This is a genomic window from Bacillus sp. COPE52, assembly GCF_003355115.1.
In the GTDB taxonomy this organism is placed as follows: Bacteria; Bacillota; Bacilli; order Bacillales; family Bacillaceae_G; genus Bacillus_A; species Bacillus_A toyonensis.
In genome coordinates, this window is record NZ_CP031292.1 from 5,097,659 (window position 1) to 5,114,877 (window position 17,219).

Annotated in this window: 15 protein-coding genes; all 15 read right to left on the reverse strand. The window is 31.2% G+C overall.

Annotation, left to right across the window (positions count from 1 at the left end):
• Positions 1–103 precede the first annotated feature (103 nt).
• Entirely contained in the window at positions 104–802 is a 699-nt protein-coding gene (locus tag DPQ31_RS25940; RefSeq protein WP_208731202.1) for a sugar phosphate nucleotidyltransferase, read from the reverse strand.
• Positions 799–1,773, reverse strand: a complete 975-nt coding sequence (locus DPQ31_RS25945) for a DMT family transporter (protein WP_208731203.1) — start codon at positions 1,771–1,773, stop codon at positions 799–801. The genes DPQ31_RS25940 and DPQ31_RS25945 overlap by 4 nt, the downstream gene beginning before the upstream one ends.
• Entirely contained in the window at positions 1,754–3,634 is a 1,881-nt protein-coding gene (locus DPQ31_RS25950) for a phosphocholine cytidylyltransferase/choline kinase family protein (protein ID WP_208731204.1), read from the reverse strand. The genes DPQ31_RS25945 and DPQ31_RS25950 overlap by 20 nt, the downstream gene beginning before the upstream one ends.
• 178 nt (positions 3,635–3,812) lie before the next feature.
• Positions 3,813–4,535 (reverse strand): LicD family protein, encoded by a 723-nt coding sequence (locus DPQ31_RS25955; RefSeq protein WP_208731205.1) that lies wholly within the window; start codon positions 4,533–4,535, stop codon positions 3,813–3,815.
• 270 nt (positions 4,536–4,805) lie between these two features.
• Positions 4,806–5,636: an SGNH/GDSL hydrolase family protein gene (locus DPQ31_RS25960; protein WP_198130095.1), complete on the reverse strand. Its 831-nt coding sequence runs from the start codon at positions 5,634–5,636 to the stop codon at positions 4,806–4,808.
• A 98-nt stretch (positions 5,637–5,734) separates the two neighbouring features.
• Positions 5,735–6,667 carry a polyisoprenyl-teichoic acid--peptidoglycan teichoic acid transferase TagU gene (locus tag DPQ31_RS25965; RefSeq protein ID WP_261797525.1) on the reverse strand — a complete coding sequence of 311 codons (933 nt, stop codon included), beginning with the start codon at positions 6,665–6,667 and terminating at the stop codon, positions 5,735–5,737.
• An 85-nt stretch (positions 6,668–6,752) separates the two neighbouring features.
• Positions 6,753–7,700 (reverse strand): mannose-6-phosphate isomerase, class I, encoded by a 948-nt coding sequence (gene manA / locus DPQ31_RS25970; protein WP_208731207.1) that lies wholly within the window; start codon positions 7,698–7,700, stop codon positions 6,753–6,755.
• A 36-nt stretch (positions 7,701–7,736) separates the two neighbouring features.
• On the reverse strand, positions 7,737–9,110 hold the full coding sequence (locus tag DPQ31_RS25975) for a sugar phosphate nucleotidyltransferase (RefSeq protein ID WP_208731208.1): 1,374 nt from the start codon (positions 9,108–9,110) through the stop codon (positions 7,737–7,739).
• 3 nt (positions 9,111–9,113) lie between these two features.
• Positions 9,114–9,890, reverse strand: a complete 777-nt coding sequence (locus DPQ31_RS25980) for a WecB/TagA/CpsF family glycosyltransferase (protein ID WP_261797473.1) — start codon at positions 9,888–9,890, stop codon at positions 9,114–9,116.
• A 12-nt stretch (positions 9,891–9,902) separates the two neighbouring features.
• Entirely contained in the window at positions 9,903–11,105 is a 1,203-nt protein-coding gene (locus DPQ31_RS25985) for a glycosyltransferase (RefSeq protein ID WP_098652512.1), read from the reverse strand.
• 44 nt (positions 11,106–11,149) lie between these two features.
• Positions 11,150–12,316: a glycosyltransferase gene (locus DPQ31_RS25990; RefSeq protein WP_208731209.1), complete on the reverse strand. Its 1,167-nt coding sequence runs from the start codon at positions 12,314–12,316 to the stop codon at positions 11,150–11,152.
• A 151-nt stretch (positions 12,317–12,467) separates the two neighbouring features.
• Entirely contained in the window at positions 12,468–13,721 is a 1,254-nt protein-coding gene (locus DPQ31_RS25995) for a hypothetical protein (protein WP_208731210.1), read from the reverse strand.
• 56 nt (positions 13,722–13,777) lie between these two features.
• Positions 13,778–14,986, reverse strand: a complete 1,209-nt coding sequence (locus DPQ31_RS26000) for a polysaccharide deacetylase family protein (protein ID WP_261797474.1) — start codon at positions 14,984–14,986, stop codon at positions 13,778–13,780.
• 99 nt (positions 14,987–15,085) lie between these two features.
• Positions 15,086–16,537 (reverse strand): lipopolysaccharide biosynthesis protein, encoded by a 1,452-nt coding sequence (locus DPQ31_RS26005; protein WP_208731212.1) that lies wholly within the window; start codon positions 16,535–16,537, stop codon positions 15,086–15,088.
• A gap of 26 nt (positions 16,538–16,563) precedes the next feature.
• On the reverse strand, positions 16,564–17,190 hold the full coding sequence (locus tag DPQ31_RS26010; protein WP_098652517.1) for a GNAT family N-acetyltransferase: 627 nt from the start codon (positions 17,188–17,190) through the stop codon (positions 16,564–16,566).
• Positions 17,191–17,219 lie beyond the last annotated feature (29 nt).

Below are 17,219 nucleotides of genomic sequence, written 5' to 3' on the forward strand. Positions count from 1 at the left end.
ACTCAATACAACAAATATATAGTTTCTCTCATACATTTTATGATTACCTATATTTTACCATAAACATTCATTTAAAATAATATAATGTGAACCGTAACGACAACTAACTTCTTAAAGTGGCAAGCTTCTCTTCAACCTTCTCTAAATCCTCGACAGAATCTATTTCAAAGCTGTCATTGCTATCAATTTCATATAAGTGAACATTCAGATGACCAATATTATCTTTCACAATATTATCCCAATACAGCTCACTAAAGTCTTCTTGCTCCACTGCTTTTTCTAACTCTTTTACGATATAATCCGCATCGTCCTTACACCAATAGGAAAGGCCACATAAAATGTAATCATCATGACCGTCACCAATTTCAATATCGTACACTTTCTTGCTCTCATCGTGCTTAATAATCCATTCATTGTGGAAATCTTCTTTCCTTGCACTAAAGTATAAAGATGACTCTGGTTTTTCAATAAATATATTACGATGTAAATACACATCAGCATCTACCACATACGCATCTGCCAAATATTCACGCACTACATACATCGTATAAATATTGTTGTACACATTATATTTATCGTTATATACAAGACGTATATTTTCATATTTATCAACAAGATAATTAAATTTTTCCGATAAATATCCAGTAACAACAATAATTTCATCTATACCAATCTCTTGTAAATATTCAATTTGTCGTTCTAGCATCGGTTTCCCATTTACCTCTACTAATGACTTTGGTTTCGTTAATGTTAATGGGCGCAAGCGCGTCCCCATACCAGCTGCTAATAAAATCGCTCTCATGCTACCTCTCCTCTATATTTCTTTCTCTTAATAAATTCATTTACATCCGCAACTGTTAAAACAGCCCCTACAATAATGAATAAACAACAAATAATTAATTTCCAAGAAAATGGTGTTCCCATTACTAATATAGAAATCCAAATCGCCCAAGCTGAATATGTAATATTCAGCCCCATAGCTTTCGTTGGGCCCAGTTCATGGATTGCTTTATAGTAAAAAATGTACGAAGCCGTCCCAATTAACGCAACAAAGATAATTAAGATAAATTCACTACTTACCATAACTTCTTTCGTTAAAAAATGCCCGCCTAATGTCGGTAAAATGATCAGTCCATATGTTACAGACGAAACAAGTTGGCGAATTTGCAACGCCTCTTCTGGTGAAACTTCTCCATCCTTCATACCGTAGGCACAAATAACACATTCTAATCCCCAACCTATAATACAAATCAAAACAAAAATAAAACCTAACATATAGTTTTGTGTTGCAAATCCATCACCGGTAAAGCCAAGAATAATAATACTACTAATGCTTATTAAAAGTCCTAACCAATTCCAAGAGCGTAAACGTTCTTTTAAAAACATAAATGCAAAAAATGCTCCAACGGCTGGATATATGGCTGAAATTGCTGCCGTATACGAAGCCCCTATATACTTTACAGCTAATACATAAAACGTCATCCCTAAAGGTCCGCCCATTAAAGCACCTAACATTACGAAACGACCACTTCTTGTTTTTAATTTAGAAAGTGCTGTTCGTAATTGACCTTTAAGTCCCATATAGACCATCATCCACAATGTCGACATAAAATCATGTAAAAAGGTGCTAACAAGCGGCGCAAGGAATATAACTTGCTCCGTTTCCAACATAACTGTCGAGGATAATATAATTCCAATTAAAACCGTATCTATAGCCCAAGCAAATCCGGAGAACACACCATAAAAAATCCCTCTACTTTGCTTTCGATTCATACTGGTATCCTCCATAGTACTCTAAAAATAACTGTAAATTTTCTTTTGCCCGCGTATAACGATCCATTCCATATGTTCCGAAATCACTACCCGCTGCTTCTTTAATCTTTGTCCAAATACTCCATAAAAAGTCTTGGAAAATTTTATTTAATAAGATTCTTTGTCGATGCATTTCTTCTACTTTTCCATTAAAATAGTAATCTAAAAATAACTCTTCATCTTCAGCTGAGAATTCACACTCTAAACTATGCGCTGCAATATCCCACATCGGATCATTCAAGCCGCCATACTCCCAGTCGATTAAATACATCTTGTTTTCTCCGTTTTTCACAAAGTTTTCAGCAACAGTATCATTATGGCAAGGTGTTAACTGAACATCCATTTTCTCATACATTGCTTTTAATCGCATAACTTGCTTCTTTACCTTTTTATAATCAGCAAAGTTTAAACCATTTGATTTACTTAATAAACCTTCATAATGCTCAATTTTCTCAAATACATTAAACGTATTACTCATCGCTGCACTTGATTCATGTAATTCCTTCAGAATAGCTGCCGTTAACTGCATGTTATCACTACGTCGCGCCGTTTTCGGATTCAATGTTTCTGCATTTGAAATAAGCTCTGCTAACTTCACACCTGTTTCTTCATTAAAATATAGAAGCTCAGCGTCAATTCCTAGCTCACTTGCCAAATTAGAATTCACCATTTCATCATGACGACTAATCATTTCTTCCGTACCGCTTCCTGGAATACGAAGTACATATTCTGAATCCCCGACACTTACCTTGAAATTCGTATTTGTCATACCACCAAATGGTTGAATATTTGTAATAGCATCTTCTGAAATATTTAAAGCCTCCATAACGTGGCCTTTAATTTGTTTTTCTTTAAACTCTGCTTCTTTTCTCAATAAACGAGGGTAAATTTTATTCCTCACAACTTCATATTGCTGTTTTGTATCAATTTCTGCCCACACAATATTTTGTAATTTGATATGCCCAATATCATATGTTCTTGCAACATCAAGAAGTAAATATTCATAATTCACATACGGATTTTGATTATGATTAAACAACTCCAACATATTAAGAAAAACATCATAAGAAAGTTTTGAAATTCCAATCATCTCGCCATCAATACGATTTAATTGATGAACATCTTTCGAGATTTTATACAAATTCCCGTTTTGAATCTCTACAAATGCCTCATCACCAGAACCACTTTCATTCGTAATCAATACACAGTCCCGTTCCGGATATTGTAGCAATTGAGAAATCGCATCTTCTTCTATTAAAATATCATCTTCAATTAATAGAAAATCATCTGTAATTAAACTTTGAACACTTGAAAGTGAAGCCATAGAGCCTGTCCATTTATATTTCGGATTTTCTACAAAGTATACTCCTTGCTCTTTATTCCAAGAAGCAAATTTTTCTTTTTTATATCCAGAAACAATAACAACTTTTTCAATTCCGTTATTGTGTAATATCTCTAAATTTCGATTTAAAAGTATTTTATCACCAATGGATAATAACCCAGATGGTTTACCTAATTCCTTACGATTTCCTGCCGCAAGAATAACTGCTTGCTTAACTTTTTTATACTCTCGCTGATGAACACGAATCTTTTTTTGCTGCATTGTAGCTAACTCGCTCTGCAAAAATTTAAGACCCTGTTCTTTCACATAATAGCTTATATGTTTTCCATTTTTTTCACTAACAACATAATTTTTTTTCGTCAAATCATTTATAATATAATTCACTTTTCCGGTAGATATCCCACTACGTTCTGCAATTTTCTTCTGACTTAAATGTGGTTCTTTATTAATAATTTCTAATATATCAATCATATGTTGCATCTGTGGTCCCCCATAACATCGATAATACATTCAAAATTTGAACGCAACATTAATATTATCACTAATAAGGTGCAATGTAAATTTGTTGTAAAATTTCAGTAAATACAGTTTTACATTTCTCCTATCATCTAAAATAAAAAGAAGTGCCCCTGCTTATTTTGCACAGGGGCACTTCTTTTTATTTATAAATAGCCTCAACGTTATGGGCTGTCACAACCTTAATATTACTAGCAGAATTTGCAAAATCCCAATTCTCATCCTTAATCATATAATTAGGACCATAGTTTTCAATAAGATACTCTTCAACATTTGAAGGAACAGGGAATTCTTCGCCCTTGAATGGCATTAATTTCGTTCCTAGCAATGTAGAACTTGCTGTTTTCGTTTTCCATCCTGTAAGGATCTTTTCAGTTCCTCTTTCCTGCGTCGACATCTCATCAGTTCCTTCAAAGAAGTAACACCATACTTTATTAGGATCTTCCGAAAAATAATAGAAAAGATCGATATGAGTTCCTTTATAAGTGAAAGTTTGCTCTACAACATGACCATCAACTGTGAACTCCCTAAACGTCTTAACACCTTTATCATTTAACGTTTTCTCTAGTGCTCTTTTCTTCTCTTCACTTATATTAAAAGTACCAATATCCATATCTAAATCATGGCTTATGAAATCTTTTTCTCGCACTGCTCCAAGTAACGTGCCATAATCTAACCAAAATTCTTGATCATGCTCTTTAAAAGCTTCTTGCACTAATAGTAAACACTCTACTCCATATTGTTTAATATTGTTTCGTACTAATTGCAATTGCTTATTCGCACGATATTCTAAAGGCTTTTTTAACAATGTACGAACTAGCTTATTTCCTTCAATAAACTTTCTAATTTCTTGTTTAAATCCCATATAAAAATCCTCGCAATAACATCTATTTAAAGTAATATAACGGAATAAAATCACTCACATATCTCCGTTATTTTCTCCGTTTCCTACACCATCATACTATTTGACACCAAATTTTTCAAAGGGAAAGTCAGATTTTTGGATTGATCGTGTTGTATAAATGAAAACAAATTACTTATGCTATAACAAATAACCCTTACGCTTAGACAGTAACTCCGTATTTACATAAATAAAAGGTATACGATTTCTCGCATACCTTTGGTGTATCTTTCATTACTTAGCCACGAAATAATCCGTTACATATTGTGCCCAAACTTCATGTCCTTTAGCACTTGGGAAACCAAACTCTTCTTGTAAGTATGGTAAAATAGCCTTTGTTGCTGCATCAGGCCATGCTCCCCAGTGATCAACATATGTATAACCATTTTGCGTTGCAAATTGCTTTAATGCCTCAATTGCTTTCGGATAATTCTTCGCACCATACACTGGGTTTGATGGTTGAATCATAATTGTAGCGCCTTTTGCACTAGTAGAAAGTGCTTGAACAAATTTCTGTGTACTCGCAACAGAGTTCCCATTACCAGTTTTACCGTTATCAGTAATAAATGGTGGCTCAAATAAAATCACATCTGGCTTTTCTTTCGCAATCTCTTTATCACGCTTATTCGCGATTAACTCATCTGTACTTTCACCCTTATATTCCTTTACTGTCACATTCCATAAATCTTTACCGTAAGCAGTTTCTATATTAGCTGTTAACTTAGCTGCCCAAGCATCTTTTTCAGATGAAGAAGCTTCATCACCAACAATAACAAGATTCACTGCCTTTTTCTCTTTAGCAGCTTTCTTCAACTTCTCTTTCACTTCATCTGGCAAATTCTTCGCATATGCTTCATTAAAAGATGACTTCGCATCTTGCTTTTTCTCTGCTTTTTTCTCTTCTTTCTTCGCTCCGCTATCTTTCACTTCAGCCTTTGTCTTCGTTACTTCACTCGTCTGTCCCGTTGCATTTGCAACTTTCTTATTCCAGTACAATTTACCGCTCACAATCGAAGCAACAAACAATACAAAAACAACAAGAACAAGTACTGCTTTCTTATTCATCGATTCACCTCATCTATTAATCTCACAACATATAATATTAATATAAATCCATGCAAAAATAAACCCAACTCCTTCCAAAGGAGTTGGGTTATTACATATTATTTAGTCACTTCAAGATGCGCTCTTAACTTATTCGTTATATCTTGTTTCGCTGCATCTGGAACATAGTAATACCAAATGCCATCAGCGGCTTTATGACCGTCGCCTGGGATTTGAATCTCTTCGCTATTCTGCATACAATCTTTATAGTTCTTTTGAATCTCAAACATTTGCTCTTGCGTTAAACTTGTTTTTACGTTTTTCTCAATTGCTTTTAATACGTCACCGTAACTTGCTAGAGAAGATACACTTGCGCCCTTTTTAATTACAGCTTGGATAACTTGACGCTGACGCATTTGGCGACCGAAGTCACCGCGTGGATCCTCGTAACGCATACGAGTATACTTTAATGCAGTTTCACCATTTAAATGAATATTACCTTTAGCAAAATGTTGATCTCTTGATGTAAACTCTAAATCGTTATTTACATCAACACCGCCAACAGCATCTACAATATCTCTAAATCCAGCCATATTTACTTCAATATAATGATCAACTGGTACATTTAGGAAATTCTCTACTGTTTTTACAGACATATCAATGCCACCAAAAGCATAGGCGTGGTTGATTTTATCTTTTTTACCTTTCCCTACAATCTCCGTATAAGAATCTCGTGGGATACTCGTAATTTTCATAGATTTTGTTTTTGGGTTTAAGGTAAATAACATAAGTGAATCCGATCTACCTGTCCCATTATCTTCCTGATCTACACCCATCAGTAAAATAGATATAGGTTTATTATCTGAAACATCTACTTTCTTATCTCGTTTATCAGACTTATCACGATCCAAAGGCTTATGAACTGCATCTAGTGTATTAGATACATTAGAATAGACATAATATGCATAAGCTCCTCCTGCAATTACTAGAAAACCTACTATACCTAAAATCCAAAATAAAATTTTCTTTTTCATATCTTTTACCTTCTTCATCAATATTTATGAATAACACAATAAAATTATACTACTTCATTATATTACCTTAAGACTGACCCAAAATAAAAGAGAAATTATCATCCTACAAATGAGATACAATAGCAGTAATATTTCCTTTTATAATAAAGTTTTCAATTGTTATTGGCAAAATAAAGTGATCACCCTTTTTAATAGAAAATGCGCCATCAATAGTAACTAATTCACCTTCTCCTTCAATTACACTCACTAATTGAAAGATTTCTCTTTGTTGAAATGATGCTTCCTGTTCAATTTCCCATTTATATACCGAAAAATATTCTTCACACACATAAGTGGTAATTAACGCACCACTTCTATCAGTAGTTTCTGGACGAACTTGATAATCTTCATGCGGAATACTTGCAACCCGAACTGCTTTATCTAAATGCAATTCTCGTTTCTTACCATTCGCATCTACTCGATCATAATCATATACTCTATATGTAGTATCCGAACTTTGCTGTGTTTCTAATACCACTGTCCCTTCACAAAGAGCATGAATAGTTCCACTTGGTACATAAAAGAAGTCGCCTGGTTTAATGGGAATACGTCGAAGCAGTCTATTCCATTTCCCCTCATCAATCATCTTTTTAAATTCTTCTTTAGTTTGGGCAGAGTGTCCATAGATCATTTCAGCATCTTCTTTACAATCAATTATATACCAACATTCTGTTTTTCCTAGTTCACCGTTCTCATGTACATTTGCAAAATCATCATTAGGATGTACCTGCACAGATAAATCCTTTTTTGCATCTAAAATTTTAGTCAATAAAGGGAACTTGTCAGTTTGATATTCACCAAATAATTCTCTATGTTCGTCCCATAGCTGTTTTAATGTTAAACCTATATATTTACCGCTCTTGACAATACTTGGTCCATTTAAATGAGCAGAAATTCCCCAGCACTCGCCAGTAGTTTGTGAAGGTAAGTCATAATTAAATCCTTTTAAAGCTTCTCCTCCCCAAATACGTTCCTGTAACACTGGTTGAAAAAATAATGGTCCTTTATACAAAATAACTCCACCTCTAGCTACTCTTACTACTAATTTTTATTTCTTTAAATAACAAATTCCCTCAATTTCATTCCATTGCATATAAATCCGAACAATATCTTCCTCAATTAATTCGATACCTGATTGTACCTCAATAAATTCTAAATCCGTAATAGCCTTAATTGCATGTTTCTGCCCCGGCTGAATTTCTAATACATCACCAGAACGAACAACTCGTATCTCATCATCTAATACAAAAATACCTTCACCTTTTACGATTGTCCAAATCTCACTTCTATTATTATGATATTGGTAGCTGAGATTTTTACTAGCCGCAATACCTATACGCTTTGTTAACACTTCGTTCCCATCGTCATACTTAGTATGGTCCAACACACGATACCAGCCCCAACGGCGCTCTTCATACATTGGCCTTTGATCCCAATCGCCTACTAATTCTTTCACCCGAGGGCTTGCATCTTTTTCCGAAACTAAAATACCATCTGGGCTAGCTGCTACAATTATGTTAGAAAGGCCTAATACAGAAACCGGGATATCTAATTCATTAATAATATGATTCTGCTCACACTCATCTCCCATATTACCCTTACCAAGGATGTTCGTTCCCATCTCTTCTGTAAGGGTATTCCAAGTCCCAAGATCTTTCCATGAACCGTTATAAGGAAGTGCAACAATATTTTCTGTTTTCTCTACTACTTCATAGTCAAAGCTTATCTTTGGTAAACTTGTATATTGTTGAACTAATACATCATACTGAACAGGAAGTCCCTTTTGATCTAATAGAGAAATAATTTTATCTAACTTAAATGCAAATACACCAGAATTCCAAAGTGCATTTTGTTTTAATAACTCCTCAGCCTCAACAGTGGCTGGCTTTTCTTTAAAATGACTTACCTGAATAAGTTCCTGTGTGCTTGTCTCTACATTGGGAACAATATAACCGTATTTTTCAGATGGATATGTAGGTGTAACACCCATTAAACCTAAATCTGCATTTGAAGAATCTAATACTTTTTCTAAATCCAATAACCTTTCAAAAAAACTATTTTCTACATATGGATCTACAGGTAATACACCTACTACCTCATTTAAATCAACATGCTCTTTAGAATATAGATATGAGGCAGCAAGAGCAATTGCCGGGAATGTATCACGACGCTCTGGCTCAATAATAATAGGTACATCATTTCCTAATTGGCTATTAATCATATCTACTTGAGATTTACTTGTAGCAATAACTGTATCATTTTCAATCCCTAAACTTTTTAATTGCTCCCATACCCTTTGAACCATAGATTGCATTTCATTATTCTCATTTTTAAGTACTTTTAAAAATTGCTTAGAACGTGAGTCATTTGATAACGGCCATAGGCGTTTTCCTGAACCACCCGACAATAGAATTAACTTCATACCTTACTGCTCCCTTCTTCTTTTAATAAACTCCCTAAACACTAAAACTAAAAAATAACTATCATTAATAAAATATCTTCTAAACATCCGTTTCGGTTCTTGAAGAAAGCGATAAAACCACTCTAATCCTACTTTTTGCATCCATAGTGGTGCACGTTTTACGGTACCTGCAATAAAATCAATAGAAGCTCCTATTTGAAGAGATATTGGTACATTTAATTCTTGTAAATTCTCATATATAAAACGCTCTCCTTTAGGTGATCCTAACGATACTAATAATATGTCTGGCTGAAATTCTTGAATTTTTTTAATACCTCCCTCTAAAACATCTGGTTGTTTTTCAAAACCAAATGGAGGGGAATAAGATTTAATAGGGAATGTATACCCATATTCAGACTTAATTTTTTGTATAGCTAAATCTGGTACCCCTTCTCGTGATCCAAAAATAAATACTTTATAGTTATTACGCTGAGCCAATTCAAATAAATAAGGGGTTAAGTCTGAACCTGAAACTTTCTCCTTTAATGGAACACCTATTTTTTTTGATAACATAAAAATAGGCGCTCCATCAACTAGTGTTAAAGTAGCACCTTTATAAATTTCTCTAAAATAAGAATCTTTATGAACATTTACAATATGATCAACATTTGGTGTAACGACATATCCCTGTTCGCTACTTTCTCTATTTTTGTTAATAATTTCATCAATATCTTGTATTGCTTCCTGCATCGTAAGATTACTGAAATCTACTCCAAAAAGATTTACTGTTCTTATTGTCAAAAAACTCATCCTCTACAATTTTTCTATAATTTTTTGCAATTTAGCTGGTAAAAATTCCGCTGAATAGTTAGATTTAAAATTTTTATGAGCGTTAAGAGTAAGCCTATCTAATTTGATTTTGTTACTTCTCACATCTCCTAATCTAGCAATAAAATCTTCAATTGTGTCAGCAATTATAATATCCTCACCATCTATATATATTAAACCTTCAGCTCCTATAGATGTGGAGATTACTGGAATACCTTTAGCAAAAGACTCAATTATTTTTACACGTTGCCCGCTACCAATAAAAAGTGGAACAATACTAATATCACATTTGTCTATATATTCATTGACATCTTCTACATATCCCGTGACATGGACGTCTTTTCCATTATGATATTGTTTAATGGTTTCAGGAGGGTTGCTACCAACTATATATAATTCATAATATTCTTTATCTAACCTGTTCCAAACATTCTCTAAGAACCACTTAATCCCATTTTGATTTGGGTACCATGACATAGATCCAAGAAAAAGTAACTTGACCTTTTCAATACTTAGATTCGCATTTTTTTTACAATAAGATGACTTCAAGTGTATTGGCAAAATGTTTACCTTATCCTTATTTATCCCTAATTGTATAAATTCTTTTTGATCCTCTTCACTCAAACAAATTACTTGTCCCGCTTTATGCAACATACCTATTTCAAATTTTCTTAGCTTTTTATATTCAATCGCTCCTAACACTTTCTTGAAAACACTATTTTCTGATTGTATAAGACGCTTAAAAATTAAGCTTTCCACATTATGTTGATCTAATATTATATTTTTATAATTAAATAAATCATAATACACCATCATTTGTAGATGATCAACATATATTGCATAGTACTCATTATTTGAGAGTTTATTTAAAATTAAATCTTCAAAACCTGAATGTCGAAATTTATTTACATTATAGGGATATTTAGTCATTAAACTTTTCATATAATCAATAAAAAAATCTTTAAACGAGACACTTCTAATTAGATTTTTGCATACAACTTGGACATCATTTACAATCCCCTGCAAACCAGCTATATTTTCCCTATCCTTTTCATTACTAATATAGCAAATTACATCGATGTCAAATTTTTTAGATAGTGCCTCTATTGTATTAAATGTCTTTATTTTCCCACCATTATCCAATGGATATGGAAGTAAATTGGTAATAAAAAGAATTTTTTCTTTCAAAACTTATGCTCCTTTTTACTTTAGTGAAATTAATAATTAATGATTTATAATTCTAAATAATTAAGTAACTTATCCAGTTTAAAGTTCCAATCATGTGTTTTTGCATAATTTTCAAATTCTGTTTTATTTCTTCCATTAGATTCTATAGATTTCTCAATATTTGCAGCAAATTCATTAAATTCATTAGATAAATAGGCTGGACTATTACACTCTCTTATCTCTTTCCAAGATGTACTCACAACTGGAAGCCCGCATGACATATATTCATATAATTTTAATGGATTAACAGAATCTATTAATTCCTTATAATCTTTAGTATTAAAAGGAATTATCCCCACATCTGCATGATTTAAGTATTTTGGGATATCTTCATAAGGTTTTGTACCTAACAAATAAATATTATCCAACTCCATCAATCTTTCCCTTGCTAAATCACTAGGACCAATAAAAACAAATGCTACATGTTTGAGTTCTTTAGCACAATAGTTAATTAAATCGTAGTCTATCCATTCTGCTAATGCTCCTACATACATACAAATTGGGGCGTCAATACTCTTAATATCCCTTGGCTTTTCTAATCCTTTTTGTTTAAAGAATTCATAACGAACTCCATTAGGGAAATACATTTTTTTACTCGTTTGTACTTGTTGGAGTAATACCTCCTCCAATTGTTTTGCTGTATACAAAACTAAATCTACCTTATCTATTAGTTTATCTTCATATTTTCCATATAATTCCGTATACCCCTGAAATCCTTTATGATTATCTGCGACACGAAAAACCGATTTTTTATACTTTATTTCGTCCAATAAAAAATGATAGGTTGGATTATCCATATATATTAAATCAACATCATCATAACCAAATTCACCTAATTTCTTTATTAAATTAGGCGAAGAAAAAGCATGCCACTTATTAAACATAAATTCCGTATTGCATATAGGTTTATCGTTCGGTACTAATAAAGAAAATGGAACATAAGCTTTAAATGTTGGGTTTATTGTTATCCCATCAGATTTATATATTTTATAACGTTCATTAAACTGTGTTTCTTTCTTCTTAGATAACTTGTGTAAAGGAGAAAGGGGCAATGATAAATAAAGTACTTCCCATTCCTCTTTATTACTTAAACATTCTGCTAAATGATGTGTCCCTACCTTAAAGGGCGATCCCCAATAATGGATCCCTATGAATAGTGCTTTTTTTTTCATTAGTCTGACCTCTTTATACTATATATACTTTTTTTTGTATAATACACTTATTTTTTAGTTATCTTGTTCTAACTATTTCCTAATAATATTAGCTATAAATAGAACTGTTATCTATATATCTTGTTTATATGCAATTCTCATAATGTATTCTCTATAATTTTTCTACATATTTTCGTCGCTTCGTTGTACTAATATTCATAAAGAATAAGAGAATAATACAAAATTGAGATAAGGTGTCACCATTTACATTTGCTATTCCATTATTCGAATTCATCATTATAGATATCACTAAAAAATAAAAAAACAATTTGTAATCTTTATTTTTTAATAATACAGTAGCTGGGTATAAGAACACACAAATATAGATGAGTATAGTAATTAGTATCCCATAATCATATGCAAACATAATTATAGGATATTCAAAGTTTCCTATATAATTATGTAAAAGGCCTGCTACATAACGCGAATAATCTAATCCTTCACCAAAGAAAAATTTTGGCAAAGGTGCCATATCACTATTCATTAAACGTGCTAATAATTCGTTTCTACCTGTTGAAATATCTCCTGTGGCAATACCTTCAATAAAACGTTTTGCTAAATTATTTTGAAACAAGGAAGTATTAAATAATATTAAAAACACACTAATAATTAAGGTATAATAAAGTAACTTATACTTATTAGGCTTTGTTCCAAAAACAATTATTATAAGAGCCAACATTAAGGCTGTTTTACTCCCACTCAATAATATCCCCGTCAGGGAGATTATTATCAGTATGTACCTATTAATTAAAAATTTAATATATCCCCCATAAATATTATTTAAAATTAGAAATAACAAGAAAAATTTTGCATTAGTTAGAGGATGTCCTGCAATTGAATAATACCTATATATCCCCATATAATGCTCATACCTAATTAATTGACCTAAACCATTGGATGTATAAATAGTAGAGGCCAAATATAACTGAATAGATCCGTTAGTTATAAAATCGACAACTCCCATTACAAATAGAACCATAACAAATACATTAAATAACTGAAGAAATTTTCCTAATCCGTTTATAGTTTCATTAAAATCCATATACACACTTAAAATCAATATAGGGAGAATTATATTAATAAATGTCCAACTCATTTGAAGTGGTGAATGTTCAAAAATAAAAAAACCACCTACTACCAATAAACATGATAAAAATACACCTATAAAGAATAGTGTTCTATTGAAATTACCCTTAGATATAGATTTAAGTAAAAATAATACTCCTAAAAATAAAAACGCTATATTTAAGATAGCTAATTTATTTTGAAAAAATGCTCTAGTGGTTTCATTTAAAATAAATAAACATATACAAAAAAGTACTGCATAATTAAAACGAAGCTTATTGACCGCATATAAATGTTGCATTTTAATCTCCTTAGATTAAATAGGTATTTAGCGCTTAAACTTTTCAACCAAGAAAATCAAGCTAAAATTGTGTAATTACCTGCTAACACAGGAATATTAACAATCCCTACATTAGATTCAACTATCTCCTTATTGGGTAACATTATTTTAAAACGGCTAGTTAAATCCACCTTTAATGTAATAGTATTAAAGGTTACATTCTGAGATAGATTACTATTAATTCTAAAACTTGATTTGTCCACAAGTTCAATTTTTATACTTTCCCTCAACCTCACATAATCTGACAATTCACTTCCTGTACAATACCATACATTTTTATCTTGTAAATATCTAAATATAGTTCTTAAACTTTTCTTATCATCAAATATATTAGGCGCTTGACGTCTACCATCATCTCGTGAAGGGGCAATGTGCTCTTGTATACTAATAATTAATTTATTATCCAGTAATTGATTAATTTGTGTTAGCTTTTTCTTTATTAAATATTTTTTAAAAAAATGCTTTGTTATTCCCTTAACAGACCTTTTATTATAATTGAATATACTAGTTAGCAACGCCCCATTTACTGTAGAGGGAATATCTATAACCTTTCTCTCTCCAAAAAATTTAACATCAAAATTAGTTAAAGAATTCTTGTCCTCACCTGTAATATTGGAGATCGTTTCTTCTTCTATTCCTTTATTCCAATATCGGCACCACCATAAGAAACCGGTTTTATCTATGCTGGAATCTGAATACCCATTACTTGTATACCCACAGTATTTACCACCTACAGGATCTACTCCAATGGCATTCCTGAAAATCTGTTTCCCTTTTTCAATTGTTACTATAGCTTCTTCTAAATCATTAAACAATTCCCATTCCTGTTTAAAGTCTAGGTTTGTACTTCCTACCCTTCCATGCGTTGTTCCATGATACGCAATTTCAAATTTATTATCTTCATGAATTTCACGGAAAAATTTTTTTGTTTCATTATCGTTATCTATTCTTTCAGATATTGAAGGAACTACGGGATTTTTCACCATCCCTACCCTAACACCTACCGGTACAAAGAATGTCACTTTTACCTCTGGGAAATTTTTCAGAATAACTTCGTTTAAATATCGAAAAGATGATTTCTCTTCATTTTTCCAATAACCCCAATCTTCACCTAATTCTAATTCCCCGCTTTTAGTTGTATCTACCCAAACGTTTGCTAAATCGTCTATCATAAACATAACTGGAGAATCTGAATTATTAAACCACTTACATATTTCAATATTCATCATACCTTCTCCTTATTAGAATACTTACTATTTTAAATTACTTTTCATTTAATCTTTATTATGCATTAGCTCAAAAAATTAAATACTTTTGAGTGTTGTCTATTTCTTTTTTACAATTGACAACAGAACGCCCCTAATTTCTTGAATATTAGTAAACTTGAAAACAATCAATAATAAAACATATACTATACATAGAAATACATTACAAATAAATTCAATGTATAAATTTTGAATTGGAGAAATGAACATCCAATATATCCCATATAATAAAACAAAAATGGTAAAATATTTATATGGATATAGTAAGCCTAATCCTAAACTATAGTATTTTTCACTAAAATAATAATAAAGAATATTAGCCACTATATAAGATACAATTGTAGCTAAAGCTGCACCATTTATTCCAAGATGAGGAATCAGTAATATATTTAGAACTATATTTATAAAAGCACTGATTACAACAATTAGGGAATTTAACATCATTTTATTTGCTACATGTAAACCTAAAGAATAAAATTGTCCAATTCCCCATATAAAATGGGAAATAGCAATTAATGGAATAATCTTATACGCCTCTAAATATTCATTTGTAGCTAAAATACTAATCATTACCTTACCAAATATAGCCAATCCAAAAATACAAAAACAACCTACAATATTGTAGATTCGAAACATATTTTGGATTTTTTGTTGACCGCCTTCTTCTTTATAAACCTTAAATTTATAAGCTGTAAATACTTGAGCAAATGGCGTGATAAAAACTGGATTTATTAACATTCCAATTTTCGAAGATATTGAATACACCGCAACTGCTGAATAATTGATTAATTCTTTAATAAAAAAGCGATCTATCAAATTTAATATCCATGCCGAAATTTGTCCTAACAATAAACCTCCACCATAATACAGTATGTTTTTGAGATATGGTACATGAATAGCAATTTTATAATTTTTAAAGTCTAATATAAATAATACAATAAAAACTAATAGATTCGAAATTAAAGTAGCCTTTAATATACCTATAATTCCATTGCCTAAAATCAAAATATAATATGTGGCTAATAAAAATGTTAAAACTAAGATACTTAATTGTACTATGGCTACCCTAAAAGCTTTAAATTCCATTTCATAATAACTAGTATATATAGCAATCAAACATGTCAATAAAGAAGTTATTACTATAACTCTAATATAAAGAGTGACCTCATTATCACCACTAAAAACATAATCACTTATTAACGGACTAATAAAATATACAAATGAAAAAACAACAATCCCCCATAATACTGAGAAGTTTAATGCTGTATTTTTCAATGTTATTTTATTTTCTACATCATAAAAAAATCTTTTTAATCCCGAATATACTCCAATCGTAATAGCAAGACCTAACAATTGTTGTATGGTATTTAATAATTCATATTTCCCATAATCATTTTGTGATAGATTACTAGTATATAAAGGGATGAGTAACATATTTATTAGTTGTGTTAGAATTGAAAATATAAAATATACTGTTCCACTAGATATCAACTTATTACTATTTAAACTCATACTTACCACTATTCCTTAACTTAAAATTATTTCTTAACTACACGCGTAAAAGTTTTTTTAAAGTTTAAAATGTGAACATAATAATAAACTAGATTTTTTATAAAACCTAATCCCTGATAGCTTTTTTCAGAATACAAATTTCCTTTTAATATGTTTACAATAGCTTTTGAATATCCTAGTTTCTTAGCCAACTCCAAACGTGAGTAAACCGAAAATTTATGTACACCTTTACCACGTTTTTCTAAAAATGTGTAATCATCAAATAAATACACTGTATTTTTACTAACTTGGACATCGATATTTATAGTACCATCTCGCGTATCTCCAATCGAGAGGTGGAAATAACCATATAAATCTCCTTCTTTGTCTACTACTACATACGGTATATGTTTATTCTGTTCCGCAATTCTTTTTTTTAGAATTTCGTACTTGTAACTACCTATTTGGTTATCATATAACTCAATCATTGTTTTCAAATGATACATTTGCATTGGCATTAATACATAACAATTGTATTTTTCCTCATAAGAAACCATACTATAATTATTCAAGTTTAATATATATCCGTTGGAAACCGTGAAAAATTTTGTTTTAATTTTTTTAATTATAATTTTGATACTCCGATTTCTAATTTTATTTACTAAGCTCATCATCTATTACCTTTCATTATTTTCTTAGAATC